Origin of the sequence: Hymenobacter sp. BRD128, assembly GCF_013256625.1 — a bacterium.
In the GTDB taxonomy this organism is placed as follows: Bacteria; Bacteroidota; Bacteroidia; order Cytophagales; family Hymenobacteraceae; genus Hymenobacter.
In genome coordinates, this window is the sequence record NZ_CP053908.1 from 4,370,934 (window position 1) to 4,395,223 (window position 24,290).

The following is a 24,290-nucleotide window of genomic DNA, read 5'->3' on the forward strand; positions in this document are numbered from 1 at the left end:
GGGAAGGGGTGGTTGCCGCCCCAAGGTAGCCGCGGCCGGCGGAGTTGCGCCGCTCACCGCGGCACTTACTTTTACAGGCAGCTCCTTGTCGTGCCACTATTTATGAAAGCTACCCGCTTCCTATTTGCCTTGCCCGTGGCTGCCCTGCTGGCCAGCGTAGCCCGCCGCCCCGCCGCCCCGGCCGAAACCTACGACCTCGTTATCAGCCACGTGAATGTGGTGGATGTGGTGAGCGGCCAGCTGCGGCCCGACCAGTCGGTGGCCGTGGCCGGCGGCAAAATCAAGCAGGTTGGCCCCGCCGCGCAGGCCCACTACCAGGCCCGCCGAACGGTGGACGGTACCGGCCGCTTCCTCATCCCGGGCCTCTGGGACATGCACGTGCACTTTCGCGGGGGCGACAGCCTGGCGGCGGCCAACAAAAAAAGCCTCACGCTGTACCTGGCCCACGGCATCACGACGGTGCGCGACGCGGGCGGCGACCTCACGCCCACCGTTTTTCAGTGGCGGCGCGAGGAGGACGCCGGCACCCTGGCCGGCCCGCGCATCTTTACCTCGGGCCCCAAGATTGACGGCCCCGGCGCCACCTGGCCCGGCTCGCTCGAAGTTGTGACGCCCGCTGACGTGCGCCACGCCCTCGACTCGCTGCAAAAGCTGCGGGTGGACTTCGTCAAGATTTACGACAGCAAAATCTCGGGCGAGGCCTACCTCGAAACCATCAGCCAAGCTGAACAGCGGGGCCTGAAAACCACCGGCCACATGCCGTATTCGGTGACGCTAGGCGAGGCCGTGAACCGCGGTCTCGATGGCACCGAGCACCTGTATTATGTCTTCAAAGCCTGTTCGGGCAAGGAGGACAGCCTCACGGCGCTGGTGCGCAACAGCCTGAGCACGAGCAAGCCGCTTGGCCTGTTTGCCATGCTGCCGGCCGTGTACGACACCTATAGCCCGGCGGCGGCGCAGCGCATTTTCCGGCTCATGGCTAGCCACCACACGTCGGCCACGCCCACGCTGGCCATCGGCAAGACCCTGGCCGAGCTGACCGACAACGACCACGCCCAGGATACCCTGCGCGCCTACATCGACCCCAAAATCCAGCGCACCTACACCAAGCGCCTGGCCAGCGCCAAGCAGCAGTCTGCCGCCAGCCGCGCCTTCACCCAAAAGCTCGAAGCCAAGTTTATGGCCCTGGTGCCGCAAATGCAGGCGGCCGGCGTGCCCATCCTGGCCGGCTCCGACAGCGGGGCGTTCAACTCCTTCACCTACCCCGGCGCGTCGCTGCAAGACGAGCTGGCGCTGCTGGTAAAAGCCGGCCTCACGCCCGCCCAGGCCCTGCGGGCGGCCACTATCAACGGCGCCACCTGGCTAGGGGTGGCGGGCCGCAGCGGCACCATCGCCGAGGGCAAAGACGCCGACTTAGTCTTATTAACCGCCAACCCCCTGGCCGACATCACGAACACCCGCAAAATCGCGGCCGTGGTGGCGCGCGGCAAAGTGTACGCGCGCGCCGACCTGAAGAAAATGCTGGCGGCTATTAAAAACAAGTAGCGCGAGCTTGGTAGTCCGCGTCCCCGGGCCGTAACAGCTGGCTTGGGACGCGGGCTACCAAGTCCGCGCTACGTAAAATTGCTGGCTCCCTACGCCCGGCCCATCTGGCGCAAAAAGGCCACGTGCGAGGCCACGGCGTAGCGCATTTTGGGGTATTCCTGGTAGGGGAGGTTGAACTCGGCGCAGGTTTCGCGGATGATTTTGCTCAGCTTGGGGTAGTGCACGTGCGAGATTTTCGGGAACAGATGGTGCTCGACCTGAAAATTGAGCCCGCCCACTAGCCAGCTAATCAGGCGGTTGTCGGTGGCAAAGTTGGCGGTGGTGCGCAGCTGGTGAATGGCCCACTCGTCTTCCAACTTGCGGGTCGTTGCGTGGGGCACCGGAAAGGCGGCCTGCTCCACGGTATGGGCCAGCTGAAACACGATGCTGAGCACGAAGCCCGCCACGGCGCCAGCCAGCAGGAAGCCCCCTAGCCAGCTCGCAAACCCAACCAGGTAGATGGGCAGGGCCACGTAGAGGCCCAGATTCAAGATTTTAAAACCCCAGAAAATAAGGTGGTCGTTGGTGCTCATGGGCTTGAGGGCCACGCTGCCGATGCGGCGGCTGAAGTACTTCTGGTAGTCGGTGAAGAAAATCCAGGAGATGTAGAGCAGGCTGTAAAACACTCCGAAGTAGAGGTGCTGAAAGCGGTGGGCGCGGTGGCGCGGCTGGTCGGGCGTGAGGCGCATCCAGGGCCGGATGTCGAGGTCATCGTCCACGCCGTCGATGTTGGTGTACATGTGGTGCACGGTATTGTGCTTGGCATCCCACATGTAGCTGCTGCCGCCCAGCACGTTGAGCGTAAAGGCCGCCACCTTATTGAGCCAGCCGTAACGGCTGAAGCTGCCGTGCGCCCCGTCGTGCATCACGTTGAAGCCAATGAGGGCCAGCACCGTGCCCGTGGCCACGCACTCGGCCAGCGCCCAGGCCGTGGGCGGCGTGAAAAAAACCAGGTGCACGTAGAGGGCGATAAAAGTGCCCACCAGCAGCAGGGCCTTGCCAAGCAGAGCCGAGTTGCCGGTCTGGGCCTTGCCCGTGGTGGCGAAGTAGTCGGCCGTGCGGCGCTTGAGTTCGGCGTGGAACGAGCGCGGGGGTGCGAAGCGGGGGAGAAGCATAAGGATAAGAAAACCAGCTGAATACCTGCTACGAAGCGGGCCGCTGAGTGCGGGGCCGCATCGCCGGTGGGCAACTACAGCGGGCTTCTGCACCTTGCACAAGCCAAAAACGGATTTGGGGAAAGCTACGCAATAACCGCGCCTGCGGACTGCCCCGCCGGCCATTGCGGCTGGGCTTCTAACGGCAGCGCGGGCCCGGAAGTGCAACGCAGGCCAAGAATACCCGAATGTTGTGCCCGGGCCGGGGCAGCCGCCCGGCCGCCCGCGCCGTAAAAGGCCGGTAAGTTCTTTCACGCTTTTCCCTTCCCTGCCATGTATCGCTTTCTTCTACTAGCCCTGCTGTTTGTCGGGGCGGGGCTCGGCCGACCCGCATTGGCCCAAACCGATAGCGGCCTGCCCGCCCGCCCGGTACCCTTCACCTTCGTTACGGATAAGGCTAGCCTGCTGAGCGCGGGCGATGCCAAAAAACTCGAAAACGGCCTGCGCAGCTACGCCGAAAAAACCGGCGCCCAAGTAGTGGTGGTGACGGTGCCCAGCCTGGGCGGCCGCTCGGTAGCCGACTACGGCCGGGCGCTGGGCACGGCCTGGGGCGTGGGCCAGCGTGACAAAAACAACGGCGTGGTGGTGCTCGTCGCGTCGCAGGAGCACAAAGTGACCATCCAGCCCGGCTCGGGCCTGGCCAGCGTGATTACGCCCGCCGTTACTAGCCGCATTATCGGCGAGATGACGCCGGCTTTTAAGCAGAATAACTACTTTCAGGGCCTGCGCACGGGCCTCGATGACCTGCTTGCCACGGCCAATCCCAGCACCGACATGCGCAGGAAAACGGCCACCACGGCGGCTGCTTCGACGGGCGCCGCCGCGGCCGCCACCAGCGGCGAGCTGACCGATAATACCGGCCGCACGGCCTCGGCCATGCAGTCGCAGACGCAGCCGAGCGACCCAGCCGGCGCGCAGCAAAGCGACGTGTCGGCCCCGGCGCCATCGCCCGGCCTTGGCATGGGCACGCTGCTCATCGGGGCACTGATAATCGGTGGCATTCTGTGGTTTGTCATCCGGCTGTTCCGGGGCCGTAGCGCGGCTGCCAACAACGGCTCGCCCAACTTCTACCCCAGCGGTGGCGGTGCCCCCCAGCCTAACCAGCCCAATCAGCCGAATTTTTATCCTAACCAGGGCGGTACTCCCGGCCCCGGCTACGGCGGGGGCTACCCCAACCAAAACACTACCAGCGGCGGCAGCGGCATGGGCGGCATCCTGGCCACCGGCGCGGCGGCCGCAGCCGGCGCCTACCTGGGCAACCGCCTCGGTGGTAGCCATGAGTCGGGCAGTGCGCCGCAGCACTTCGACACGGGCAGCGTGGGCAATGCGGGCGCCGGGGCCGCCGGCACCGGCGCGGCCGACGATTATTTTGCCGGGCGCGGCGGTGCGGCGAGCACGGATAACGACTCGTTTAGCAGCAATAACGACTACTTCTCGGATAACAACGCGTCGGGCAGTTCCTCGGGCGACTACTTCTCGTCCGATAACTCGTCGTATGACGATACTTCTTCGGGCGACACCGGCGGCGGCGGCTTCGACGATACCAATGACAACAGCGGCTCGTGGTAGGCTAGCCAGCTCACTACGTTGAGGCACACCAAGAACCGCCGCCCGGAACCGGACGGCGGTTCTTGCTTAAGGGGCTAGCCCCTAGTGCTTAGGCATGGTGCCCTGCGGCCGGCCTACCCGGATGACGCCGCGCCGAGGGTGGGCCTTGCGGTAGCGGCGGTGGTAGCGCCAGCGGCCCAGCACGCCCATGCGGCGCCAGCGCTTGCGGGCATCGCCGCGGTGCTTATAGGAAGTGTAGCGCGGGCGGTGGTGGCCGGGCCGGGGGCGGGCCAGCGCCGGGCTGCCATCGGCCAGGGCTAGCAGGGCCGCCACTAAGAGAATAATAAGTCGGGTCATAAAATGCAGCCAGGAAAAATCGGGCCAACGTGCAGGCAGTACGCTACGGGCAATGCTCGTCTCCTACGTAGGCCGCCCGCCTCTTGGTTTGGGGCGCGGCGGCCGGGCTTGCTTCGGCGGGTTATTTCACTGGTTTTTTAGCGGCTTTGGCCGGCTGGCCAGGCGCGGGTTGTGGCTGGGGCGCGGCCAGAAAGGCCTTGAGCGCGGGCGAGGGCCTGCCATCGTCGCCCCAGGCGCTGAGCTGGTAGCCGCTCCAGCTTTTGGCGCCCTCGGGCTCCCAGTAGAATACGCCCAAGCCCTTGCCCTGGGGCACGGCGCGCACGGCTTGCTGCACGGCCACGAGCATGGCATAGGTGTTTTGCACGGCGGTGTAGTCGTTGCCGACTTCGGCCACTACCACTTCCTTGCCGGGATAGCGGCTCACCATGTCGAGCAGGTTGGCGCGCAGGTTGGCGATGGAGGCGGTGTAATCCTGCTTGAGCCAGTAGGGGTAATACGACATGCCGACGACGTCGAACTTCCCGCCGTTGGCCGTGAGCTTATCGAAGAAATCGCGGTATAGCGCGTTGTCGTTGCCGCGGTCGAGGTGCACGATAACCTTGGTGCCGGGGCTCACGGCCTTCACCGCCTCGTAGCCTTTGGTGATGAGCTGGGTAAGCTGCGGAAAATTTTTGGTACTGCCCTCGGGCCAGAGCAGGCCGCCCGGTATCTCGTTGCCGACCTGCACCCACTCGGGCGTTACGCCGCTGGCTTTCAAGGCCGTGAGCGTGTTAAACGTGTGGTCGTACACATCAGTCAGCAGCTGCGCAAACGGGTGGCTGGCCCAGGCGGCGGGCTTGGCCTGTTTGCCGGGGTCGGCCCAGGTGTCGCTGTAGTGAAAGTCTATCATCACCCGGAAGCCCAGGCCGGCGGCGCGCTTGGCCATCGCCACCACCTCGGCCGGGCTGCAGTGGCCGCTGGCCTTGTCGTCGGACGGGTTGACGAATACCCGCAGGCGTATCGAGTTGATGCCCTGCGCTTTCAGGATGGCGAAGCAGTCCTGAGCCTGGCCCTGCTCGTTATAAAACACGTAGCCGGTAGCCTCCATCTGCTGGAGCCAACCCACGTCGGCGCCCTTGGCAAAGGTTTGGGCCGCGGCTGAGGGGCTAGCCAGAAGCAGGGTGCCGCAGACCAGGCCGAGCACCAGCGCCGAGCGCCAGGGCGCGAAAAAGGGAAATTTCATAAGCAAAGTAAGGAAACGAAGCCGCAACGCCGCCCGCTACTGCCCGCTGCCGGCCACTTGCAGCGGCGGGGCGGCCACCTCCACGTTGGCCGTGCGCGGAAAATTATTGAGCGCCATGCGATAAGTCAAATCACCTTAATTTCACCCAATTTTTAGTGAGTAGTTGGCTATGGGAATTTTTACACGGTTAACATTTTCTATAAAAGCAGCATTGTTCCTACTGCTGCTGGGGCACCTGGGCCCGGCGCTAGCACAAAACCGCTGGGCCCGGCAGGCAGGAGGTGGTGCGCAACTAGAGCAGCTGAATGGCCTAGCCCGCGATGGTAGCGGCAATGCCTACGTAGTGGGCTTCTTTACCAGTTCGGCCCGCTTCGGAGGGCTTACCCTTAACAAAGTGAACGCTAGCGGTCCGGGCAACCCGTCGGGCCTCTCGGCTTTCATTGCTAAGTACGATGCCCAGGGTGCTGTCTTGTGGGCGCAGGCCACGCCGGCCATGTACTTTAGCCGGGTGGCTACTGATGCGGATGGCAATGTCTACGCGCTGGGCGATTTCAGCGGCAGCGGCGTATTTGGGAGCGTTACGCTCACTAGCCAAGGCACTCAAGACATGGTGCTGGTCAAGTACAACCCCCAGGGCCAGCTTTTGTGGGTGCGGCAAGGTGGCAGCGCGCCCGGCAGCAAATTCGTGAGTATGGGGCTAGCCCTTGATGCGGCGGCCAATGCCTATGTAACGGGCTACCTGAGCGGGCAGGGCAACCTGGGCACCGGCCCGGTAGCCAGTGAAAGCAGCGAAAACGTGTTTTTGGCCAAATTCAATAGCCAAGGCAGCCCGCAGTGGCTGCGGCAGGGCGGGGGTAAGGGCGGATACAGCCGGGCTAGCGCGGTGGCCCTGGATGCGGCGGGCAACCTCTACCTGGCGGGCAGCTTCGGCCTCACGGCCACCTTTGGCACTACCACGCTGCAGGCTCAAAATGGCACCCAGCAGATTTTGCTGGCAAAGTGCAGCCCGGCGGGCGATTTTTTATGGGCCAAAAGCGAGGGCGGTCCCGGCACTGCTACTGCCCTTGACCTCGCCGTCGATAACCAGGGCAATAGTTTTACCACGGGGCAGCTGGGGGGCGTGCCGGGGCAACCAGCCGTGTTTGGCACAGCGGTATTTCAGGTGGCGGGCTTTGCGGGCTTTTTGGTGAAGCACGACCCGAACGGCCAAGTTCTCTGGGCTAGCCAGATAGGCGCTACCAATACCAACTACGGCACCAGCGTGGCCCTCGACCAAGCCGGCAATAGCTACGTGGCCGGGGTATTCAGCTCCACGCTCACTACCTGGGGCAGCGGCCTGCAGTTGACCGTGTCGGGGGGTAAAAAAAATATATTTGTCGCCAAATACGACCCCCAGGGCCGCGCGTTGAGGGTGCAGCGCGAAGGGGCCTGCGGCAGCGCCTACGGGCCCCAAATTGCTGTTACGGCCAGCCAGGATATTTATCTGGCCGGCACATTTGCCGAAACAGCCAGCTTTGTCTCTACCCTGTTTGCCAGCACCAACGGCCAGCTTTTTGTGGCACGATTGGGTGATTTGACCACGCCCTCAACCCCAGACAGCTTTTCCTGCGCTACCGCACCAACTTCCGCGCCGGCCCCGGTTCCTGTGCCCGCGCCAACCCCTACCCCGGCTCCAAAACCTACACCCCCGCCGGCGCCCATTGAGCTATCAGTGCCTAATATCATTACACCTAATGGCGATGGACAGAATGACCAGCTCAAAATAGCCGGCCTCGTAAATATGGAGTGGGCCCTCGTTGTCTATAATCGCTGGGGCCAAGAGGTGTACCGTTCGCTAGCCTACGCGCAGGACTGGACTGCGCCGGGCCTGCCTGCCGGTACTTACTACTACCGGTTGTGGCAGCCCACCGGCGGCCGGGCCTACACGGGCTGGCTTGAAGTAGTCCGCTAGCTTCCGCTACTGCCCGCTGCCGGCCACTTGCAGCGGCGGGGCGGCTACCTCCACGTTGGCCGTGCGCGGGAAGGCCAGAAAGTGCGTCACGCGCGGCGGCTCGCTGCCCCGGTGAAAGCGCCGTACTTCGGCCTCCACCTGCTGGTCGTCGCGGGTGAAGCGGTGGTGCTGGCGCTCGTGCTCGGCCCAGGTAGCCACGTAAAAAAACTCGGTGATGCGCGCCGGCTGGGCCACATCGGTAAATACGCCGGCCCGCAGCGCGCCGTCGCGCAGGCGCAGGCGGGTAAGCTGCTGGGCCGCCAGCCGGAAGGCCGCGTGGTCGGCCGGGGCCACGTCGTAGTCTATCATCACCACCACAGGGCCGTCGTCGGGGTCGATTTCTTCTTCCAATGCCGGCAGCTGGTCGCTCCACGGCTCAGCGGGGCTGAAGTCGAGGCCCTCGGGCTGGTGCATGGGGAAGGGCAGGGCCAGCGCCAGGCTAGCCAGCATCCAGCCGGCTGCCACCAGCAGGGCCAGCGTGAGGTTGGCGCGGTCGGCCAGCTCGCCCCACATGATGCTGCCCAGGCTCATGCCGGCCTGAAAAACCAGCATGTAGATGCTTACCACCCGCGCCTGCACCCACTTGGGCACGTGCAGCTGCACGCTGGTGCTGAAGCTCGTCATGGTAATGAGCCAGGCCGTGCCGGACAAGAACATCACCGGAAACAGCCAGTACTCGCCCGGCACCAGGGCCAGGCTCAGGTTGGTGCCCACAAACACGAGCGAGCCCAGCAGCACCCGGCGGTTGAGGTTGAGCCGGTGGCCGATTTTGCCAATCAAAAACGCCCCCGATACTGCGCCCGCCCCTAGCCACGACAGCATTACGGCGTAGGAGCCCGACTGCAAGTGCAGCCGCCGCGCTACCACCACGCTCAGCAGCGCCCACATGGCGCTGGCCCCAAACGAGAAGGCAAACGTGCGCACCAGCACCGCCACGATGGGCGGCGAGTACTGCACGTAGCGAATGCCCGCCCGCAGCGCGCCCGAAAAATTTTCGGCCGGGCCGCCGTCGCTCTGCACCTCGCGCCGCCAGGTATAAATGACGACCCAGGTGCCCACGAAAGAAATGCCGTTCAGCACAAACACCCAGCCCGGCGAGTAGTAGGCAATGATGAGTCCGCCCAGCGCCGGCCCGATGGCCCGGGCAATGTTGTTGCTCACCCCATTGAGGGTGATGGCGAAGGGCAGCACCGGCCGGGGCACCAGCTCGGTCGTCACCGTTTGCCAGATGGGGCTGTTCAGGGCCGAGCCCATGCCCAGCAAAAACGTGAAGCCCAGCACGTCGATGGCCGTGGCCGCGCCCGTGAGCGTGAACACCCCCAGCCCCAGCGCTACCACCGCCATAAAGCCCTGCGTGAAGAGCAGCAGCTTGCGCCGGTCGATGAGGTCGCCGATGGCCCCGGCCGGCATACTCAGCAAAAAAGCCGGCAGGCTGGTGGCCGTCTGCATCAGGGCCACGAGCAGGGCCGAGGTGGTGAGCGTGGTCACGAGCCACACGCCGGCCACGTTTTGCATCCAGGTGCCCACGTTGCTCACCAGCGCGGCAATCCAGATGGCCCGAAACAAGCTGTAAGTAAACGGTGTGCGCAGGCCGGGCCGGGGTTCGGCTAGGGGTAGGGAAGGCGTAGGGGTCATGCGCGCAGAGCTGAGTAGCCTAGCCCTACGAAAGTTGGCCGCTCGGGGATTGAAGCGGCTGGCGCGGCCGTAAAGCAAAAGCGTTGCGCTACCCCCGCCACTACCAAGGTTCTGAAATGTATTGTCGGCTGCCTGCTTTGGCCGGGCACTTCCACGCTGGCCGCCGCCAGCTTCTTTACCGCATTGCGCCTCACCCTAGCCGCGTGCCTGGTCTTGTTTCTAACTCCGTGAAAAATGCCCTGCCCAAGCCCAAACGGCCCCTTATCGCCTGCTGCCCACCGTTCGTCTTCGACCTGAAGACGCTCAAAGCCCATCGGCGCCCCCATCCCCCCCATCCCCACCGGCCCCCGCGTCCGCGCCCCGGCATCGTGCCCGGCACGTTCCGCGTGCTCGAATACGACCCATAAAAAACCCGGCCCGGTAACCTCAGCGAGTCCGTCGGCGGGCTTGCTGGGGCTACGGGGCCGGGCAGCGGCTACTGCTTGGCCAGGGAGCCGTCGGCGTTAAAAAGCACGTCCTGATGCTTACCACCTTTGACCACTTCAGCCTCGTACACGGTGCTGCCATCTGCCCGCACGATGGTCGCGGCCTCGCTGATTTTATACGTTTTGTAGGCGCTGGCCAGCTTGGTGCGCACCGGGGTGGGCAATTGGCTCGGTGTCATATCCGTTTCGGTTTCCAGCAACTCGCCGGTAGGAGTGATGACGGCCGACATCGTTTTGCCGCTCAGCTTAAAGCCAGCCTCGAATTTATCGCCCTCTTTTTCCCAGGTGTTTGTTGTCACGGTCGGGAACTTGGCCTTGAACGTGGCCTTGGCGGCGGCGGGTACTTGGGTCGGCTTTAGCGTTTGGGCCTGGGTAAGAGCGGGGGCTGCCAGGGCCAGGGCGCAGGCAGTAATCAAGAGGTGGCGTTGCATGACTAATTACAAATAAGAGTGAAGTTGTAGCCGAAGCTAGCCACCGATACTGTGGCATTTCTGTCGCCGCCGCCCCGGCCCCGGCCGCCGGAAAATCCTGCCCGCAGTGGGTACCCGGCCCCGCCGGTGGCAAAAGCGTAGGGCAGGGCAACGTCAGGCAATGGCAAAAAAAATAACTTAGAAAGTATTACAGCAACTACGGGGGCAGTGGGCGGCCGGGTACGTAGCGCGCTAGCTTGCCATTTATTCATTAATTTCTTCCATTTAGTAAAGTGGGCTTTTTTAGCAAAGCCCACTTTACTTCAGAATTGAACGCGACCTTTGCCGTATGGACGTTCGTTTTCGCTTGCTGCTGTGCTATTTGGCAGTAGGAATCCGGCTAGCCTGGGCCCAGGTGCCGAGCGTGCCCCCGGCTAGCCTGGGCGCGCTGCCGGCCCTCCCGGCCACCGCGCCGGCTAGCCCCCGCGCCTTGCCCGATTTTTTGGCCACCGCCTACCAGCGCAGCCCGCTGCTGAACGACCTGCGCAACCAGGTGGCCCAAAACCGCCTCGACAGCCTGCGGCGCAAAGCGCAGAACGGCGTGCAGGTGGCCGGCATTGGGGCGGCCGTGGCCACGCCGGTGTTGACCAATAAAAACGGCGACCAGATAGTGGGCTACGACCAGGCCGTGAGCAACGGCGGCAATTACGCCAGCTACGCGCAGGCGACCAAGCCCATACTCAACCGCTTTCAGCTGCAAACCGACTACCGCATCCTGGGCAACCAGGGGCTGGCGCTGCGCAACAGCGGTCGGCTCTCGCAGCTCGATTTGCGCCGCTCCGTCACCGACCAGTTTCTCACCGCCTACACCGCCCAGCTCCAGCTTGATTTCAGCCGCACGCTGCTGGCGCAGCTGCGCCAGCAGGACAGCGAGCTGCGCCAACTCGTAAACGCCGGCATTTTCAAGCAAACGCAGTATTTGAGCTTCTACCTGTCGGTGCGCACCCAGGAAGTGACGGTGGAGCAAAACCGCCTCGCCTACCGGCGCGAGCTAGGCACGTTGCGCTACCTGGCCGGCGTGGGCGACACGGCGCTGCTGGCCCTTACGCCGCCCGAGCCGCCTACCCACCGGGGGCTGGCGGGCCTCACCTCCATCACTCAGCGCCGGTATACGCTCGACAGCCTGCGTAACGTGCTGGACCGCCAGGCCGTGGATGCTACCTACCGCCCCAAGCTGAGCGCGGTGGTGGATGCGGGCATTCAGTCGTCGCAGCCGGCGCTGCTGGCCCTGGGCCACAGCACTGGTTTTGGCGCGGGCTTCCTACTCTCGCTGCCCATCTTCGACGGTCACCAGCGGCAGCTGCAATACCAGCGCATCGACCTCACGGAGCAGAGCCGGCGCGGCTACCGGCAGTTTCTGACCATCCAGCGGCAGCAGCAGTACGACCAGCTACGGGGGCTTATCCGGGCCTCGGAGGCGCTGAGTAAACGCATCCGCGAGCAGCTGCGGATAGCGGAAGCACTCGTGGGAGCCGCCCAGCAGCAGCTAGCGACGGGCGACGTACTCATTCTTGATTACCTCAACCTGGTGACGAGCTACCGCACCCTGCAATTCAGCCTCACCCAGGCCGAAACCGACCGCCTGCGCAGCCAGTACGCGTTGGATTATCTGGGTGAGTAAGGCGGGCAACTCGCTAAGCACGAGCACTACCTTCGCCCCCACGTATTGTCTTTTTACCAGCTAGCCCCGGGCAGCTTATTCTTTTGCCAGCGCGGGCGCTCCGCTGGGGCCAGGTACGGTTTCCGCGAGCCACTGGCCTTTCACCCTGCTTACTTATGCTCAGCCGACTTTCATTCGCTAGCCTCCTGCTTTGCCTCGCCGCCTGCCATTCGGGTGGCACCCCGGCCGCTGCCCCGGCGGCCGATGCACCCGCCGAGGGCGAAGCGGCGGTGAAGCCCCGCGCCGTAGTCACGGTAGGTACCGTGCAGCGCGATACCCTCACCGATGTACTGCAGCTGAGCGCCGTGTCGGCCTACCCGGCCAAAGACGTGCTGCGGGCCACTACCACCGGCTACCTGCTGGCCCCAGTGCCAGTGCCGGGCCAGCGCGTGGCGGCGGGCCAGACCGTCTTCACCATGCAAACCAAGGAGAGTCGGGTACTGCACCTCGACAAGCTCACCGGCGACCCTAGGCTGCGCTTTTCGGGCACGATTCAAATAAAAGCCAGCCAGGCGGGCGTGCTGGCCACGGTTGATAAGCTGGCCGGCGACTACGTGCAGGACGGCGAGCAGCTGGCCATGAGCTACGACCGCAACCGCTTCGGCTTCCTGCTCGACGTGCCCGTGACGCAGCTGCGCTACGTGCACACCGGCCAGAGTTGCCGTATCAAGCTGCCCGACGGGCGCGTGCTGCCCGGCCGCGTAACTCAGGAGCTAGCCACCGGCGACGCGACGCTGCAAACCCAGCGCTACACCGTGCGGCCCACCGGCCCGGTACCCGATTTGCCCGAAAACCTGGCCGTGCAGGTCGAGCTCGACCGCACCGCGCCCCACCTCACGCCCACCCTGCCCCGCGCCGCGCTGCTCACCGACGAAACGCAAACCGAGTTCTGGGTCATGCGCCTGCTCAATGACTCGACCGCCGTGAAGGTACCCGTGACCGTGGGCAATCAGCAAACCGACCGTGTGGAAATCAAGTCGCCCACCTTTACCAGCCGCGATAAGATTTTATTCAGCGGCAACTACGGCCTCGACGACACGGCGGCCGTGAAAGTGCAGCGCGCCGGCCGGGCCGTACCGGCGCCGACCGAGTAAGGCGCGCCATTTTTATTTCCCCAGATTTCGTATGCGCACTCCTTTTTTGCAAGCCTACAAGGCACCCATCGCGGTATTGCTCGCGCTGGCGCTCGCCCTGGGCGGGCTCGCCTACCGGCGGCTCACGGTCGCCCTGTTTCCGGAAGTGACGTTCCCCAAAGTGAAGGTGATTGCCGACGTGGGCCTCGCGCCCGTGGACCGCGTGATGGTCACCGTGACCAAGCCGCTCGAAGACGCCATGAAGCAGGTGCCCGGCCTGCGCCTACTGCGCTCGACAACCAGCCGCGGCTCGTGCGAAATCTCGGCCTACCTCAACTGGGGCGTTGATGTGGTGCAGGCCCAGCAGCTCATCGAAAGCCGCCTCAACCAAGCTCGGGGCAACCTGCCCGCTAATATTAACATTTCGGTCGAGCGCATGAACCCGGCTATTCTGCCGGTGATGGGCTACACGCTGGAAGCGCCAGGGCACTCAGCGTTGGAATTGCGTAGGCTAGCCCTCTATACCATTAAACCTTTCATTTCGCAGGTTGAGGGGGTAGCGGCCGTGCAGATTCAAGGTGGGCGCACCAAGGAGTATGAGGTCGAGTTGATACCGACCCAGCTGGCGGCCCTGGGCATTGGCCCTGAAATGGTGCAAGCGGCTCTCAATAACACAAATTTTGTGCAGAGCAACGGTTATCTAGCTGACTACCGCCGCCTCTACCTCACGGTGACGGACGCGACCATTCTGCAGAAAGAAGACCTGGAAAACGTGGTGCTGCGTAACGACAACCGCCGCATTGTGCGCCTGGCCGACGTGGCCACCGTGCGCATCGGCGAGCAGCCCGAATACATCCGCATCAATGCCAACGGCCATGACGCGGTGCTTATCTCGGTGCAGCGCCAGCCAGCGGCCAATGTGGTGGAAGTCAGCAAAGGGGTGGCCGCCAAGGTGGCCGCCCTGCGCGCGGGTCTGCCCAAGGGTATTAAGCTGGAGCCCTACTACGACCAGGCCGATTTCGTGTCGGAAGTCGTGCGCTCGGTGCAGGACTCGCTCTGGATTGGCCTGGCGCTGGCCTTGGTGGTGACGTCGTTGTTTCTGCGCTCGTGGAAGGCCTCGCTTACGCTAGTGCTTACCATCCCGGTAGCCCTCGCCCTGACCTTGGCGGTGCTGTATTTCGGGCTGGGCTACTCGCTCAATATCATGACCCTGGGCGCCATTGCCGCCGCTATCGGTCTCATGATTGACGACGCCGTGGTGATGGTGGAGCAGCTGCACCGCGTGGGCGAGGAGCACCCCACCGCCACGCCCGGCGAGGTAGTGGAGCGCTCGGTGCAGCACCTGCTGCCCGCGCTCATTGGCTCTAGCCTCAGTACCATCGTAATTTTTCTGCCCTTCGCCCTGCTAGGGGGGTAGCGGGGGCTTATTTTAAAGTACTGGCCACCACGATGGTCGTGGCGTTAGTATGCTCGTTTTTCGTGGCTTGGCTGGGCTTACCAGTAGCCTACCTGCTGCTCAGCAAAAAGGAGAAGGTCGCCCAACCGACCGGCCCGCAAGCAGCTAACGATGGGTTTGGCCCTAATGACGCCCCGACCGACGCCACCACCGTGGCCGCTGACGACAGCCTGGAGCTGGAAAAACGCTCGTCCGGGCCTTCTAAGAAAATGAAGGGCGAGCCAGCGGCTGCGGAACATGATACGACGGCTGGTACCCAGCACCACGACATTCCGTGGGTGCGCTCGGTTATTCGCCACCCGGCCTACAGCGTGGTGGGGATTCTGTTGCTGGTGGGCGTGATGTGGTTTATCATTCCGCGCCTGGCCACGGGCTTTCTGCCCGACATGGACGAGGGTGCCATTGTGCTCGACTACCACTCACCACCCGGCACCGGCCTCGACGAAACTGACCGCATGCTGCGCCAGGCCGAAAAGCTCATCGTGAAGGTGCCCGAAGTAGCCAGCTACTCGCGCCGGACGGGCACCCAAATGGGCTTTTTCATCACCGAGCCCAACAGCGGCGACTACCTCATTCGACTCAAAACCGACCGTAAGCGCTCAACCGAGGAAGTGATTGCCGACTTGCGCCAACGCGTCGAATCTACCGAGCCGGCCCTGGTAGTAGACTTTGGCCAGGTTATCGGCGACATGCTCGGCGATTTGATGAGTACCGTGCAGCCCATTGAAATTAAGGTGTTTGGACCCGACCCCACTCAGCGCTACGCCCTCGCCAATCAGGTAACCGAAGTGGTGACGAAAACTGCCGGCACGGCCGACGTGTTCAACGGCATCGTGCAGGTGGGCCCTAGCGTGGACGTGCGCCCCGACCCGCGCCGGCTGGCCCAGTTTGGCCTCACGGCCACCAGCTTCCAGACGCAGCTGCAAACCCAACTCGGTGGCACAGTGGCCGGCAACGTGCTCAGCGGCGAGCAGTTGCTCAATATCCGGCTGCGCTACCCACAGGCCGCCCAAGCGACCCTGGCCCAGATGCGCGGTGAGCCCGTGTTCCTACCCAACGGCCAGCGCCGCCGCCTCGACGAGCTGGCCGACGTGACCGTAACCACGAGCAGCGCCGAGCTGGGCCGCGAAAACCTGCAAGCCATGACGGCCGTGACGGCCCGCCTCGACGGGCGCGACCTGGGCTCGGCCATGCAGGAAATACAGCAGAAGATTGGGCGCGAGGTGGCCCTGCCGCCCGGCTATTTCATCCAGTATGGCGGCTCCTATGCCGAACAGCAGCAGTCATTTCAGGAGCTGCTGACCATCCTGGGCACGGCATGCTTGCTGGTGTTCGCGGTCGGGCTATTCCTGTTCCGCGACATCAAGGCGGCGGGGCTGATTCTGCTCGTCGCTATCCTGGGGCCGGCCGGCGGCAGCCTAGCGCTGTACCTCACCAACACGCCGCTCAACGTGGGCTCCTATACCGGCCTCATCATGGTGGTGGGCATCATCGGCGAAAATGCCATCTTCACCTTTCAGCAGTTCAACGACTTCCGCGCCGAAGGCGGTCCAGTGGAAGCCGCCATTGCCTACTCTATCGCCGCCCGCCTGCGCCCCAAGCTCATGACGGCACTCTCGGCCATCGTGGCGCTGCTGCCGCTGGCGCTGGGCATCGGGGCCGGCGCGCAGCTGCACCAGCCGCTGGCCATCGCCGTTATCGGCGGGTTGCTGCTGGCGCTACCGCTGCTGCTGGTGGTGCTGCCCAGCCTGCTGCGCCTGGCCTATGGGCGCGGTGAGGCCGCCCCGGTTGCGCCGGTTGCGCCGGAAAAGCCGGAACTTGCGGTGAGTCGCTAGCCTGCCCGGCCCTCCTAATGGCACCCGTAAGGGAGAACGAGCGCAAGCCGTGAGGCTATAAAAAGCTGTTTAGCGTTACACCCACTGCCGCAGGTATTGATACACCTCGGAGTTGAACAGCAGCCCGCCGTGGTGCTGCCGCCCAAAGCGGGCCATGCGCACCAAAGTGCCCGGCGGCAGCTCGGTTTCATCGCCAAATACCTGGCCCGGGCGCTGGCCGCGCCCACCATGCCATCGCCAAAGTAGTCGCGCAGGGCCTGGGGGCGGCTGGCGCGCAGCCAGTCGCCCACCAGCACGTGGTAGCGCACGCCGGGCAGCAGCGGCACCGTGGTGCGCGGCCGGGGCAGGGCCGGGTCGTCGGGCTGCTGCCAGTCCTCATCCACCAGCAGGGCCTGGCCCAGGTCTTTAATGCCGTTGGAGCGCCGCGCAATGGCCTGGCTCAAAAAGCGCGTGGGGAAAAGATTAATGCGCCGCAACAGGCGCTCCACCAGCTGGCCGTTTTGTTCCAAGTACGAGCCCTCGTTGGGTACGCCCAGCAGAAATACCGTGCGCAGGTGGGCTAGCCAAGGCGCAGTTTCAGTTAGCAGTGAGCAATCATCAGGGAGCAATTTCTTAGATTTTCGCTTGCTCGTTTTTGTGGCTGTCGGGTTGATAACTGATGATTGTTCACTGCTAACTGAAGAAGCATAATACCCCGCCGAGCGGATGAGCAGCCCGCCCATGCTGTGGCCCACTAGCACCAGCTCGCCGATGGCTTCGGGGTAGGTTTCGACCAGCGCGGTGAGTAGCTGGCTCAGGGCGCGGCCATTTTCCGAGATGTGCAGCCCCGAGTTGTAGCGCAGATACAGCGGGCGGCAGCCGGCCTCGGCGGCCAGGCGCGGGCCGTAGCGCAGCGGCCCCGCGGGGGCATCCTGAAAGCCGGTTTGCCAGATGAGCTCGTCGCCCATCAGCCCGTGAATAAAAATGACGGTTTTCTGCTTAAACTCGCTCAGGCCCAGCTTGGCCACCGGCACATCCTGGCCACCGCGCCGAAAGCTCAGGGTAATGGCGCGCGGGTCGTGGCGCACGGCTAGCTGGTCGCCGAGCGCGCCGTTGAGCACGGGCTGAAAAAAATGCTGGTGGGCCTGCCCCGCCCGGTACAGCAGGGTGGCGCCGCGCACGGGCAGCAGCGCCGTGTTGGCTAGGGTAGAAAGGGTGCGACGCAGCATGGCAGGCGGGAAAACGGGCGGGCAAGGTAGCGGCCGCCCCCGCTTTCTCTCAACGCGGGCAACCAAAATCTGGTTAGCACGTCCAACACTATTCGCGGCCCGGCTGCATCTTTGCAGTAGTAAACACCCCCGCTTTCAGCATGAACTTCTCTTTTCGCCCGGCCCTGACGTTGTTGCTACTGGCCAGCTCCGCTACCTTGCTCACCGCCTGCGACTACGCTTCGCTCAGCCCCGGTGATAACCCGCAGGCCCACGAGGGCTTCACCAACCCCAACGGCTACACCAACGCCGACATCAACCGCGACAGTATCAGCAACAAGCAAACCGTGACCAAGCCCACCGGCAAAGGCTCGGCTACCGCCATCAAAAATGGCTCGGCCCAGGATAAGCTCGACTCGGCCCCGGCCGGCAACAGCACCACCTCGGCCCAAACCGCCAGCGGCAAAATGGCCTCAACCGACAAAAATCAGCCCAAGGCCACCAGCAGCACCAACGGCAGCGGCAACAGCAACGACGCCAGCGCCAAAAAGGGCACTATGTAGGCTACCCGGCTGCTAGCCCGCGCTACGCAAGAGAGCCCGCCGCAAGCACTTGCGGCGGGCTCTCTTGCGTAGCGCGGGCTAGCTACAGTGCCTGCGGAAACTGCCCCGGCCGGCCGTAGCCGTAGCGCACCGGCGGCTGCACGGCGTGGTAGCCGTCGAGGCCCGAAATGGCGGCCTCGCCCAGCGCCACCAGGTCGAGGGTGCCGTCGGGGCGCAGGGCCTCGGGGCGCAGGTACACGTGCTCGACGGTGCCCACCAGCAGCAGCGTGCCATTGAAAATGGGGTGCTCTTCGCGCAGCCGCAGCCCGATGCTGAGCGGGCTTTCGGCCACGTAGGGCGCCGGAAAGCCGTCGCGAAAATCGGCCGTGAAGCCGCAGGCCTCAAATTCCGATATGTCCTCAAAATTGGCCGAGGTGTAGTGGGCCTGCGCCGCCAGGGTCAGGGGCACGTGGTTGAGGGTGTAGGCGCCGCCGTTGTCCTTGATATTCTGGTAGGTATGGCGCGGTACGGTGGTGGGGCGCGTCACCATGCCCAGCACCGCCGGGTCGGAGCCCAGGTGCAGCACCGAGCTGAAAATGGCGAGGTTGGTCTGGCCATCGGGCGCGGCCGTGCCCACCAGGTTGGCCGGCTTAAAGCCCGGCAGGCCATTCACAAAATTGAGGCGGTAAATCTTCTCGAAAGCCGTAATGTCGGCGGCGGTGATGTGCTGCATAGGTTAGGGGCGCTGATGAGCTGAGGATAGCTGCTAGGATGGTTTTTTAGATATATTTTGATGCCGGGCCCCAACCCCGGCCCCTCTTTCGAAGGGGAGGGGAGCCGGGGGCTGCCGCTAGGGCAGTGCCGGCTTTGGCAGGCACAACCGGCTTATTCATACAAATCGCGCGGGTCGGCGGCGGCCAGTTCCACCAAGAACTGGCTTAGCTGCCCGGCAACGGCCCGTAAAAAAGCCTCGCCCTTCGCCGCCGTGGCGGCGGCCGGATTGCCCACGCCCGTGTCGGCGCTTACTTGGCTCCACTCGCGCTGAGCCCAGGCCCACTCGCGCAGGGCCCGGATGCGAAACCGCTTGCTAGTCCCCGCGCCAGCTTCGGAAAGAGGCCGCACCAACTCGGGGGCAATGTGCAGCATCATGCTCGTTTCCATCTCATCGGCGTGGTCGCCGGGCGCGTCAAAAAACTGGCGGCGGTCCACTATTCTAAACAGCGTGGCGGTGCTGAGAAACACCCCCGGAAACTCGGCTTGCAGCTCGCGCAGCATTTGCCGGAAATCATTGCCGCCGTGCCCATTCAGCAGCACCAGTTTTGGAATGCCCTGCCGGGCCAGTACCTGCACAATATCGCACAGAATTGCCAGCTGCGTGCTGGGGTTCAAGTTTATATCAAGGGTAATGTCGAGCTGGCCAGTGTTTACGCCGAACGGAATAGTGGGCAGCACAACTACCCTGGCGCCCTGCGCCCAGGCTAGCCGCGCCGCCTCGGCCGCGAGGTAATCGCACTGGAAGTTGTCGGTGCCGTAGGGCAGGTGGTAGTTGTGCGCCTCGGTAGCGCCCCAGGGCAACACCACAACTTCGAAGGCGGCATCTTTTACGGCCTGCCAGGTGGTTTCGGCCAGAATGTAGGGGCGGGCGGGCATGGCGATTAGTGTTGGCGGCTAGCAAGTGACACAGACCTCACTCGGCTAGCGGCTCTAGCGGCAAGGGAACTGCCCCCACATACGTTTTTTGCGGCAGCCGCGCCGCCACTAGCACAAACAAAATGAAGTTGACGGCCATCAATCCCACAAAAAACCAGTAGTAGCCAGCCCCCTGAAACCGGGCAAAAAAGCCGCCCCGCGCAATGCTGGCGTTCATCAGAGCCAAAAAATAATTGCCGCCCGCGATGGTGAGCAGCCACAGCGAGGTAGTGAGGCTTTTCAGGGCCGGCGGCGCGTGGGTGTAGGCATATTCGAGGCCGGTCACGGCCACCATCAGCGTGCCGCCGGCCACCACAAAGTAGGCCATCACCTGCCACCACACCGAGGGGCTAGCCCCCGCGTCGAGGCCATGCTGCACCCCGGCAATAATGCACATGGCCAGCGCCACCAGCACCATGCCCACGCCCATGCGCCGCAGCGGCGTGGCCCGAATGCCGCGCCGCGCCAGCGCCGGATAAATGCGATACGTAAGCAGCGGGTTGAGCCCGATGCCGAACACAATACCCAGTATCTGCAGCTGCTCGGGCAGCGGGGCGTAGCCGCCGGGCCACAGGTGGCGGTCGAGGTGGGCGGCTTGCAGCACCCACTCTGATTCGCTCTGGTTGTACAGCGCCCACAGCACCGGTATGAAGAGAAAAATGGCGCCCACCCGGCGCAGCGCGGCGCGGCTTTCGCCGGGGCCCAGCGTGTGGCGCAGGCCGGCCAGCAGGCCCGTGGGCGGCACCCGCACGTAGTGCCGCCGCCCTAGCCAGAACGTGAGCGCCGCCGCGCCCATCAGCAGCCCCGGCACCCCGAAAGCCCAGGCCGCGCCCGCGTAGGCATACAGCTCGGGGATGAGCGCCGTGGATACGGCCGCGCCCGCATCGATGGCCAGCTGAAACCACCCGTAGGCCTTGGGCAGCAGGTGGGCATTGGTCTGGTCAAACTGGTCACCGAGGTTGGCCGTTACGCTCGACTTTATGCCGCCCATGCCGATGGCAATGACCACCAGCCCCGCCCGAAAGCCCGCTAAGTTGTCGGTATAAGCCGCCAGCAGCGCGTGGCCCAGGCAGTAAAAAAGTGACAGGTAGAGGATAACGCGGTATTTGCCCAGCACCCAGTCGGCCAGCAGCGCGCCCACCACCGGCAGCGCGTAGCCCAGCGCCGCAAATGAGTGCACGAAGTCATTGGCCCGGGCCTCTGCCCCGGCCGTGAGCGCCGCGCTGTGGCCGGGGTTGAAAAAATGCGCCACCAAGAACGTGGGCAAAATAGCCCGCATGCCATAGTAGCTAAAGCGCTCGGCCACCTCATTGCCAATAATAAACGGCACGGCCCGGGGAAATTTGGCAGGTAAAGAAGGGGGCATGGGCTTTAGCATGTGCAGATTAGCACTCGCTAAATGTAAGGAGTGCCGGGGCACAGGCAACACAAACGAGGGGCTTGCTGCGTCAGCACGTCGTTCTTTTGTGTGGCTTCTTTCTTCTATCACATTGCCTCATGCCCACTTTCATTTTCAGCCTGTGCGCACTATTCATCGGCTTGCTGCCTGGTTGGGTAAGCGCCCAGGCGCCCGCTAGCCCCACCACTACCGAAGCGGGCGCCGCGCTCTTCGCCGGCGCGCCCACGCCGCAGCTCGTGGCCAAGCAGTTTGCCTTCACCGAAGGGCCGGCCGTAGACCGGGCGGGCAACGTCTACTTCACCGACCAGCCCAACGATAAAATTTGGAAATATGGCCTCGATGGCAAGCTCAGCGTATTTTTGAGCCCGGCCGGGCGGTCCAATGGGCTGTATTTCGACAAAAAGGGCAACCTCATTGCCTGCGCCGATGCCCAGGGCCAGCTCTGGTCCATCAGCCCCGCTGGCCAGCCTAAAGTACTGGTAAAAGACGTGGCCGGCCGCCGCCTCAACGGTCCTAATGATGTGTGGGTCAGCCCGAAAAACGGCCTGTATTTTACCGACCCCTACTACAAGCGCGACTACTGGGAGGCTGCGCGCCCGGCCTCGATTGAGCAGTATGTGTACTACTTGGCGCCCGGCGCCAGCCAGCCCGTGGCCGTCGAAACTACGCTGCGCAAGCCCAACGGGCTCATTGGCACGCCCGATGGCAAGCTGCTCTACGTGGCCGACATCGAGGGGAACAAAACCTACCGCTACCACCTCGGGCCGAAAGGTGAGCTGCTCGACAAGCAGCTATTTGTCGAGCAGGGCTCCGATGGGATGACGCTCGACGAGCGCGGCAACGTGTATCTCACCGGCCAGGGCGTCACCATTTATAGCCCCGCTGGCCAGCGCCTGGCCCATATCGACGTGCCCGCCGCCTGGACGGCCAACCTCTGCTTTGGCGGCCGGGATATGAAAACGCTGTTTATTACAGCTTCGGAAGCCGTTTTTACGGTGCCCATGCGCGTGCGCGGCATCCGCTAGGGGTAAATTCTGCAAAAAGCCCCGCCGGAAGTAATCCGGCGGGGCTTTTTTGGTCGGGGCCAGGGCTTACTGCACCCCGGCCGCCCAGGCGTCCATTTTCTTTTCGAGCACGGCTAGCGGCATCGAGCCGTCTTTCAGCAGCTCGTCGTGAAAGTCGCTGAGCTTGAACTTGCTGCCGAGCTGCTTCTCGTACTTGGCGCGCAGCTCCCGGATTTTGAGCTGCCCGATTTTATACCCCAGCGCCTGGCCCGGAATGGCCATGTAGCGCTCGATGGCCGAGGTGGCTTCGTCGGGTGTAGTGCTCAGGTTATTAAGCAAATAGGTGATGGCTTCTTCGCGGCTGAGCTGGCGCGAGTGCAGGCCCGTGTCTACTACCAGGCGCACGGCGCGCAGCATCTCGTCGCCGAGGGCGCCCATGCGCTGGTAGGGGTCTTTGTAGAGGCCCAGTTCGGGGCCCAGGCTTTCGCAATACAGCGCCCAGCCCTCCACGTAGGCGTTTTGGCCGCCAAAGCGCCGGAACTTGGGCAGGCTGGTATTCTCCTGCTGCAGTGAAATCTGGTAGTGGTGGCCCGGAATGGCCTCGTGCAAAAACAGCGATTCCATGCCCGAGGTGGTGGCAAACTTGGTGGCATCGGGAATGGGCACGTAGAAAATGCCCGGTCGCGAGCCGTCCGGCGAGCCCTGGTTGTACTCGGCCGATGCCGAGGCCTCGCGGAATTTCTCGGTTTCGCGAATCTCAAACGGCGTTTTAGGCGTGCGCCCAAACATCGTTTTCAGGTTGGGTAGCATCCGCTGGTGAATGTTCTCGAAGGCCGCCAGTACCTGCTGCGGCGTTTTGAAGGGCCGAAATTTGGGGTCAGTATTCAGGTACTTGAAGAATGCCGGCAGGTCGCCCTTGAAGCCTACTTCAGCTTTGATTTTTTCCATCTGGGCCCGGATGCGCGCCACCTCGGCCTGCCCAGTCTGGTAGATTTCGGCCGGCGTCTTGTCGGTCGTCGTCTCGTACTTCACATCGTAGGCGTAGATGTCCTTGCCGCCGTTCACCGCGTCGATGCCGCTCGTGGCGCGGGCCTTGGGCAGGTACTCCGTCTGCATAAAGGTGCCCAACTTTTTGTAGGCGGGCACCAGCTCGGTGAGGATGGCTTGCTTGTAAGCAGCCGTTAGGCGCGTCTTATCGGCGTCCGAAAAGTCTTTCGGAAAATTCGCTATTGGCCCGTAATACAAGCTCTTAGTCGGGTCCGTCACCACAATATCCTTGGCCGTGAGCTGGGGCACCATGCGCACCACCAAGGCGCGCGGCAGTACCACGCCCGACTTCATGCCGGTGCGGAAATTGGCAATGGCCGAGTCGGTCCAGGCCGTGAAGCCGCGCACCCGCCCTAGCCAGTTGTCGTAGTCCTTCACCGTCTTAAAGGGCTGAATGCCCTGCCCCGAGCCGTACTGGCCCAGCGTGATGGGCAGGCCGTAAAACTGGTTGGCCGGCATCATCCACGTGTTCAGCTTTAGGCCGGCTAGCCCGTGGTTCATCTCGTACTGAAAGATGTCGTAGCTGATTTTGTCGTTGGCATCCAGCTTCTCGCGGTCAAATTTCTGGAGGCGCGTCAGGTAGCTCTGGTAAAAAGTGCGCAGCGTATCGCGGAACGCGTGCGTCTGGTTGTTGGGCAGCTGGTCGTTGTAGCGGTTGTCGCCGTAGGCCGTAGCATCGAGCGGAAAGAGCTTAGAGCTTTTCTCCCAGTAGCTGTCAAACAAGGCGTTCAGGTCCTTGTCGCCGCTGGCGCTAGCCGTAGTATCCTGGCTAGCCTTATCAGCCGTTGAACCCGACTGGCAGCCTGCCAGCCACAAAGCTGCCGCTGCTAGGGCGGCATGGGCAAAGTATTTCATCGAAAAAAGGGTTGGGTAGGAGGGTAGGGCAGCTAAAAAGGCGCTAAAAAACATCTGCCATGCTGGCCAAGGAAGCATCTTGCCAGGATAGCGCATTG

Annotated in this window: 20 protein-coding genes; 10 read left to right on the top strand and 10 right to left on the bottom strand. The window is 63.6% G+C overall.

The window, feature by feature from the left end; genetic code table 11:
* The first annotated feature begins 102 nt into the window (after positions 1–102).
* Positions 103–1,545: an amidohydrolase family protein gene (locus tag GKZ68_RS19385; protein ID WP_173117705.1), complete on the top strand. Its 1,443-nt coding sequence runs from the start codon at positions 103–105 to the stop codon at positions 1,543–1,545.
* An 89-nt stretch (positions 1,546–1,634) separates the two neighbouring features.
* On the opposite strand, the gene GKZ68_RS19390 is transcribed toward GKZ68_RS19385, so the two are convergent.
* Complete coding sequence (locus GKZ68_RS19390) at positions 1,635–2,699, bottom strand: acyl-CoA desaturase (protein ID WP_173117707.1); 1,065 nt, start codon at positions 2,697–2,699, stop codon at positions 1,635–1,637.
* A gap of 312 nt (positions 2,700–3,011) precedes the next feature.
* Here GKZ68_RS19390 and GKZ68_RS19395 point away from each other — a divergent pair, with 312 nt between their 5' ends.
* A complete protein-coding gene (locus GKZ68_RS19395) occupies positions 3,012–4,307 on the top strand; it encodes a YgcG family protein (protein WP_173117709.1) in 1,296 nt (431 codons plus the stop codon).
* A gap of 81 nt (positions 4,308–4,388) precedes the next feature.
* Here the strand turns inward: GKZ68_RS19395 and GKZ68_RS19400 are convergent, their stop codons facing one another.
* Both GKZ68_RS19400 and GKZ68_RS19405 read right to left on the bottom strand, forming a co-directional pair.
* Positions 4,389–4,643 (bottom strand): hypothetical protein, encoded by a 255-nt coding sequence (locus GKZ68_RS19400; RefSeq protein ID WP_173117711.1) that lies wholly within the window; start codon positions 4,641–4,643, stop codon positions 4,389–4,391.
* 121 nt (positions 4,644–4,764) lie between these two features.
* Entirely contained in the window at positions 4,765–5,865 is a 1,101-nt protein-coding gene (locus GKZ68_RS19405; protein ID WP_173117712.1) for a glycosyl hydrolase 53 family protein, read from the bottom strand.
* 211 nt (positions 5,866–6,076) lie between these two features.
* Here GKZ68_RS19405 and GKZ68_RS22255 point away from each other — a divergent pair, with 211 nt between their 5' ends.
* Positions 6,077–7,816, top strand: a complete 1,740-nt coding sequence (locus GKZ68_RS22255) for a gliding motility-associated C-terminal domain-containing protein (RefSeq protein WP_254244073.1) — start codon at positions 6,077–6,079, stop codon at positions 7,814–7,816.
* Between the two features lie 6 nt (positions 7,817–7,822).
* Here GKZ68_RS22255 and GKZ68_RS19415 read toward each other — a convergent pair whose 3' ends face one another.
* On the bottom strand, positions 7,823–9,490 hold the full coding sequence (locus tag GKZ68_RS19415; RefSeq protein WP_173117715.1) for an MFS transporter: 1,668 nt from the start codon (positions 9,488–9,490) through the stop codon (positions 7,823–7,825).
* A gap of 203 nt (positions 9,491–9,693) precedes the next feature.
* Between GKZ68_RS19415 and GKZ68_RS19420 the strand changes: the two genes are divergently transcribed.
* Positions 9,694–9,897 (top strand): hypothetical protein, encoded by a 204-nt coding sequence (locus tag GKZ68_RS19420; protein ID WP_173117717.1) that lies wholly within the window; start codon positions 9,694–9,696, stop codon positions 9,895–9,897.
* A 68-nt stretch (positions 9,898–9,965) separates the two neighbouring features.
* Here GKZ68_RS19420 and GKZ68_RS19425 read toward each other — a convergent pair whose 3' ends face one another.
* A complete protein-coding gene (locus tag GKZ68_RS19425) occupies positions 9,966–10,406 on the bottom strand; it encodes a hypothetical protein (protein WP_173117719.1) in 441 nt (146 codons plus the stop codon).
* A 328-nt stretch (positions 10,407–10,734) separates the two neighbouring features.
* Here GKZ68_RS19425 and GKZ68_RS19430 point away from each other — a divergent pair, with 328 nt between their 5' ends.
* The 4 genes from GKZ68_RS19430 to GKZ68_RS19445 all read left to right on the top strand — a co-directional run bounded on the left by GKZ68_RS19430 (position 10,735) and on the right by GKZ68_RS19445 (position 16,469).
* Complete coding sequence (locus GKZ68_RS19430; protein WP_173117721.1) at positions 10,735–12,066, top strand: TolC family protein; 1,332 nt, start codon at positions 10,735–10,737, stop codon at positions 12,064–12,066.
* Between the two features lie 155 nt (positions 12,067–12,221).
* Positions 12,222–13,199 carry an efflux RND transporter periplasmic adaptor subunit gene (locus GKZ68_RS19435; protein WP_173117723.1) on the top strand — a complete coding sequence of 326 codons (978 nt, stop codon included), beginning with the start codon at positions 12,222–12,224 and terminating at the stop codon, positions 13,197–13,199.
* A gap of 31 nt (positions 13,200–13,230) precedes the next feature.
* Positions 13,231–14,595, top strand: a complete 1,365-nt coding sequence (locus tag GKZ68_RS19440; RefSeq protein ID WP_173117725.1) for an efflux RND transporter permease subunit — start codon at positions 13,231–13,233, stop codon at positions 14,593–14,595.
* A gap of 62 nt (positions 14,596–14,657) precedes the next feature.
* The gene (locus GKZ68_RS19445) at positions 14,658–16,469 is read left to right on the top strand and encodes an efflux RND transporter permease subunit (RefSeq protein WP_254244074.1); all 1,812 of its coding nucleotides are present in this window, start codon (positions 14,658–14,660) and stop codon (positions 16,467–16,469) included.
* A gap of 14 nt (positions 16,470–16,483) precedes the next feature.
* Here the strand turns inward: GKZ68_RS19445 and GKZ68_RS19450 are convergent, their stop codons facing one another.
* Entirely contained in the window at positions 16,484–17,677 is a 1,194-nt protein-coding gene (locus GKZ68_RS19450; protein WP_173117729.1) for an alpha/beta fold hydrolase, read from the bottom strand.
* Between the two features lie 140 nt (positions 17,678–17,817).
* Here GKZ68_RS19450 and GKZ68_RS19455 point away from each other — a divergent pair, with 140 nt between their 5' ends.
* Positions 17,818–18,219, top strand: a complete 402-nt coding sequence (locus GKZ68_RS19455) for a hypothetical protein (RefSeq protein ID WP_173117731.1) — start codon at positions 17,818–17,820, stop codon at positions 18,217–18,219.
* 82 nt (positions 18,220–18,301) lie between these two features.
* On the opposite strand, the gene GKZ68_RS19460 is transcribed toward GKZ68_RS19455, so the two are convergent.
* The 3 genes from GKZ68_RS19460 to GKZ68_RS19470 form a co-directional block, all read right to left on the bottom strand.
* Entirely contained in the window at positions 18,302–18,931 is a 630-nt protein-coding gene (locus tag GKZ68_RS19460; RefSeq protein ID WP_173117733.1) for a flavin reductase family protein, read from the bottom strand.
* A 152-nt stretch (positions 18,932–19,083) separates the two neighbouring features.
* The gene (locus tag GKZ68_RS19465; RefSeq protein ID WP_173117735.1) at positions 19,084–19,848 is read right to left on the bottom strand and encodes a creatininase family protein; all 765 of its coding nucleotides are present in this window, start codon (positions 19,846–19,848) and stop codon (positions 19,084–19,086) included.
* Between the two features lie 37 nt (positions 19,849–19,885).
* The gene (locus tag GKZ68_RS19470; protein WP_254244075.1) at positions 19,886–21,253 is read right to left on the bottom strand and encodes a POT family MFS transporter; all 1,368 of its coding nucleotides are present in this window, start codon (positions 21,251–21,253) and stop codon (positions 19,886–19,888) included.
* Positions 21,254–21,384: 131 nt separating this feature from the next.
* Between GKZ68_RS19470 and GKZ68_RS19475 the strand changes: the two genes are divergently transcribed.
* Entirely contained in the window at positions 21,385–22,311 is a 927-nt protein-coding gene (locus GKZ68_RS19475) for an SMP-30/gluconolactonase/LRE family protein (RefSeq protein ID WP_173117739.1), read from the top strand.
* A gap of 66 nt (positions 22,312–22,377) precedes the next feature.
* Here the strand turns inward: GKZ68_RS19475 and GKZ68_RS19480 are convergent, their stop codons facing one another.
* Positions 22,378–24,192: a DUF885 family protein gene (locus GKZ68_RS19480; RefSeq protein WP_173117741.1), complete on the bottom strand. Its 1,815-nt coding sequence runs from the start codon at positions 24,190–24,192 to the stop codon at positions 22,378–22,380.
* Between the last annotated feature and the right edge of the window lie 98 nt (positions 24,193–24,290).

What these genes read in the sequence shown, in the direction of transcription:
- GKZ68_RS19405 (WP_173117712.1), bottom strand. Translation starts at nt 5,865, where the DNA reads ATGAAATTTCCCTTTTTCGCGCCCTGGCGCTCGGCGCTGGTGCTCGGC.
- GKZ68_RS19395 (WP_173117709.1), top strand. Translation starts at nt 3,012, where the DNA reads ATGTATCGCTTTCTTCTACTAGCCCTGCTGTTTGTCGGGGCGGGGCTC.
- GKZ68_RS19465 (WP_173117735.1), bottom strand. Translation starts at nt 19,848, where the DNA reads ATGCCCGCCCGCCCCTACATTCTGGCCGAAACCACCTGGCAGGCCGTA.
- GKZ68_RS19400 (WP_173117711.1), bottom strand. Translation starts at nt 4,643, where the DNA reads ATGACCCGACTTATTATTCTCTTAGTGGCGGCCCTGCTAGCCCTGGCC.
- GKZ68_RS19385 (WP_173117705.1), top strand. Translation starts at nt 103, where the DNA reads ATGAAAGCTACCCGCTTCCTATTTGCCTTGCCCGTGGCTGCCCTGCTG.
- GKZ68_RS19415 (WP_173117715.1), bottom strand. Translation starts at nt 9,490, where the DNA reads ATGACCCCTACGCCTTCCCTACCCCTAGCCGAACCCCGGCCCGGCCTG.
- GKZ68_RS19455 (WP_173117731.1), top strand. Translation starts at nt 17,818, where the DNA reads ATGAACTTCTCTTTTCGCCCGGCCCTGACGTTGTTGCTACTGGCCAGC.
- GKZ68_RS19475 (WP_173117739.1), top strand. Translation starts at nt 21,385, where the DNA reads ATGCCCACTTTCATTTTCAGCCTGTGCGCACTATTCATCGGCTTGCTG.
- GKZ68_RS19435 (WP_173117723.1), top strand. Translation starts at nt 12,222, where the DNA reads ATGCTCAGCCGACTTTCATTCGCTAGCCTCCTGCTTTGCCTCGCCGCC.
- GKZ68_RS19460 (WP_173117733.1), bottom strand. Translation starts at nt 18,931, where the DNA reads ATGCAGCACATCACCGCCGCCGACATTACGGCTTTCGAGAAGATTTAC.
- GKZ68_RS19470 (WP_254244075.1), bottom strand. Translation starts at nt 21,253, where the DNA reads ATGCCCCCTTCTTTACCTGCCAAATTTCCCCGGGCCGTGCCGTTTATT.
- GKZ68_RS19450 (WP_173117729.1), bottom strand. Translation starts at nt 17,677, where the DNA reads ATGCTGCGTCGCACCCTTTCTACCCTAGCCAACACGGCGCTGCTGCCC.
- GKZ68_RS19480 (WP_173117741.1), bottom strand. Translation starts at nt 24,192, where the DNA reads ATGAAATACTTTGCCCATGCCGCCCTAGCAGCGGCAGCTTTGTGGCTG.
- GKZ68_RS19440 (WP_173117725.1), top strand. Translation starts at nt 13,231, where the DNA reads ATGCGCACTCCTTTTTTGCAAGCCTACAAGGCACCCATCGCGGTATTG.
- GKZ68_RS19430 (WP_173117721.1), top strand. Translation starts at nt 10,735, where the DNA reads ATGGACGTTCGTTTTCGCTTGCTGCTGTGCTATTTGGCAGTAGGAATC.
- GKZ68_RS19425 (WP_173117719.1), bottom strand. Translation starts at nt 10,406, where the DNA reads ATGCAACGCCACCTCTTGATTACTGCCTGCGCCCTGGCCCTGGCAGCC.
- GKZ68_RS19390 (WP_173117707.1), bottom strand. Translation starts at nt 2,699, where the DNA reads ATGCTTCTCCCCCGCTTCGCACCCCCGCGCTCGTTCCACGCCGAACTC.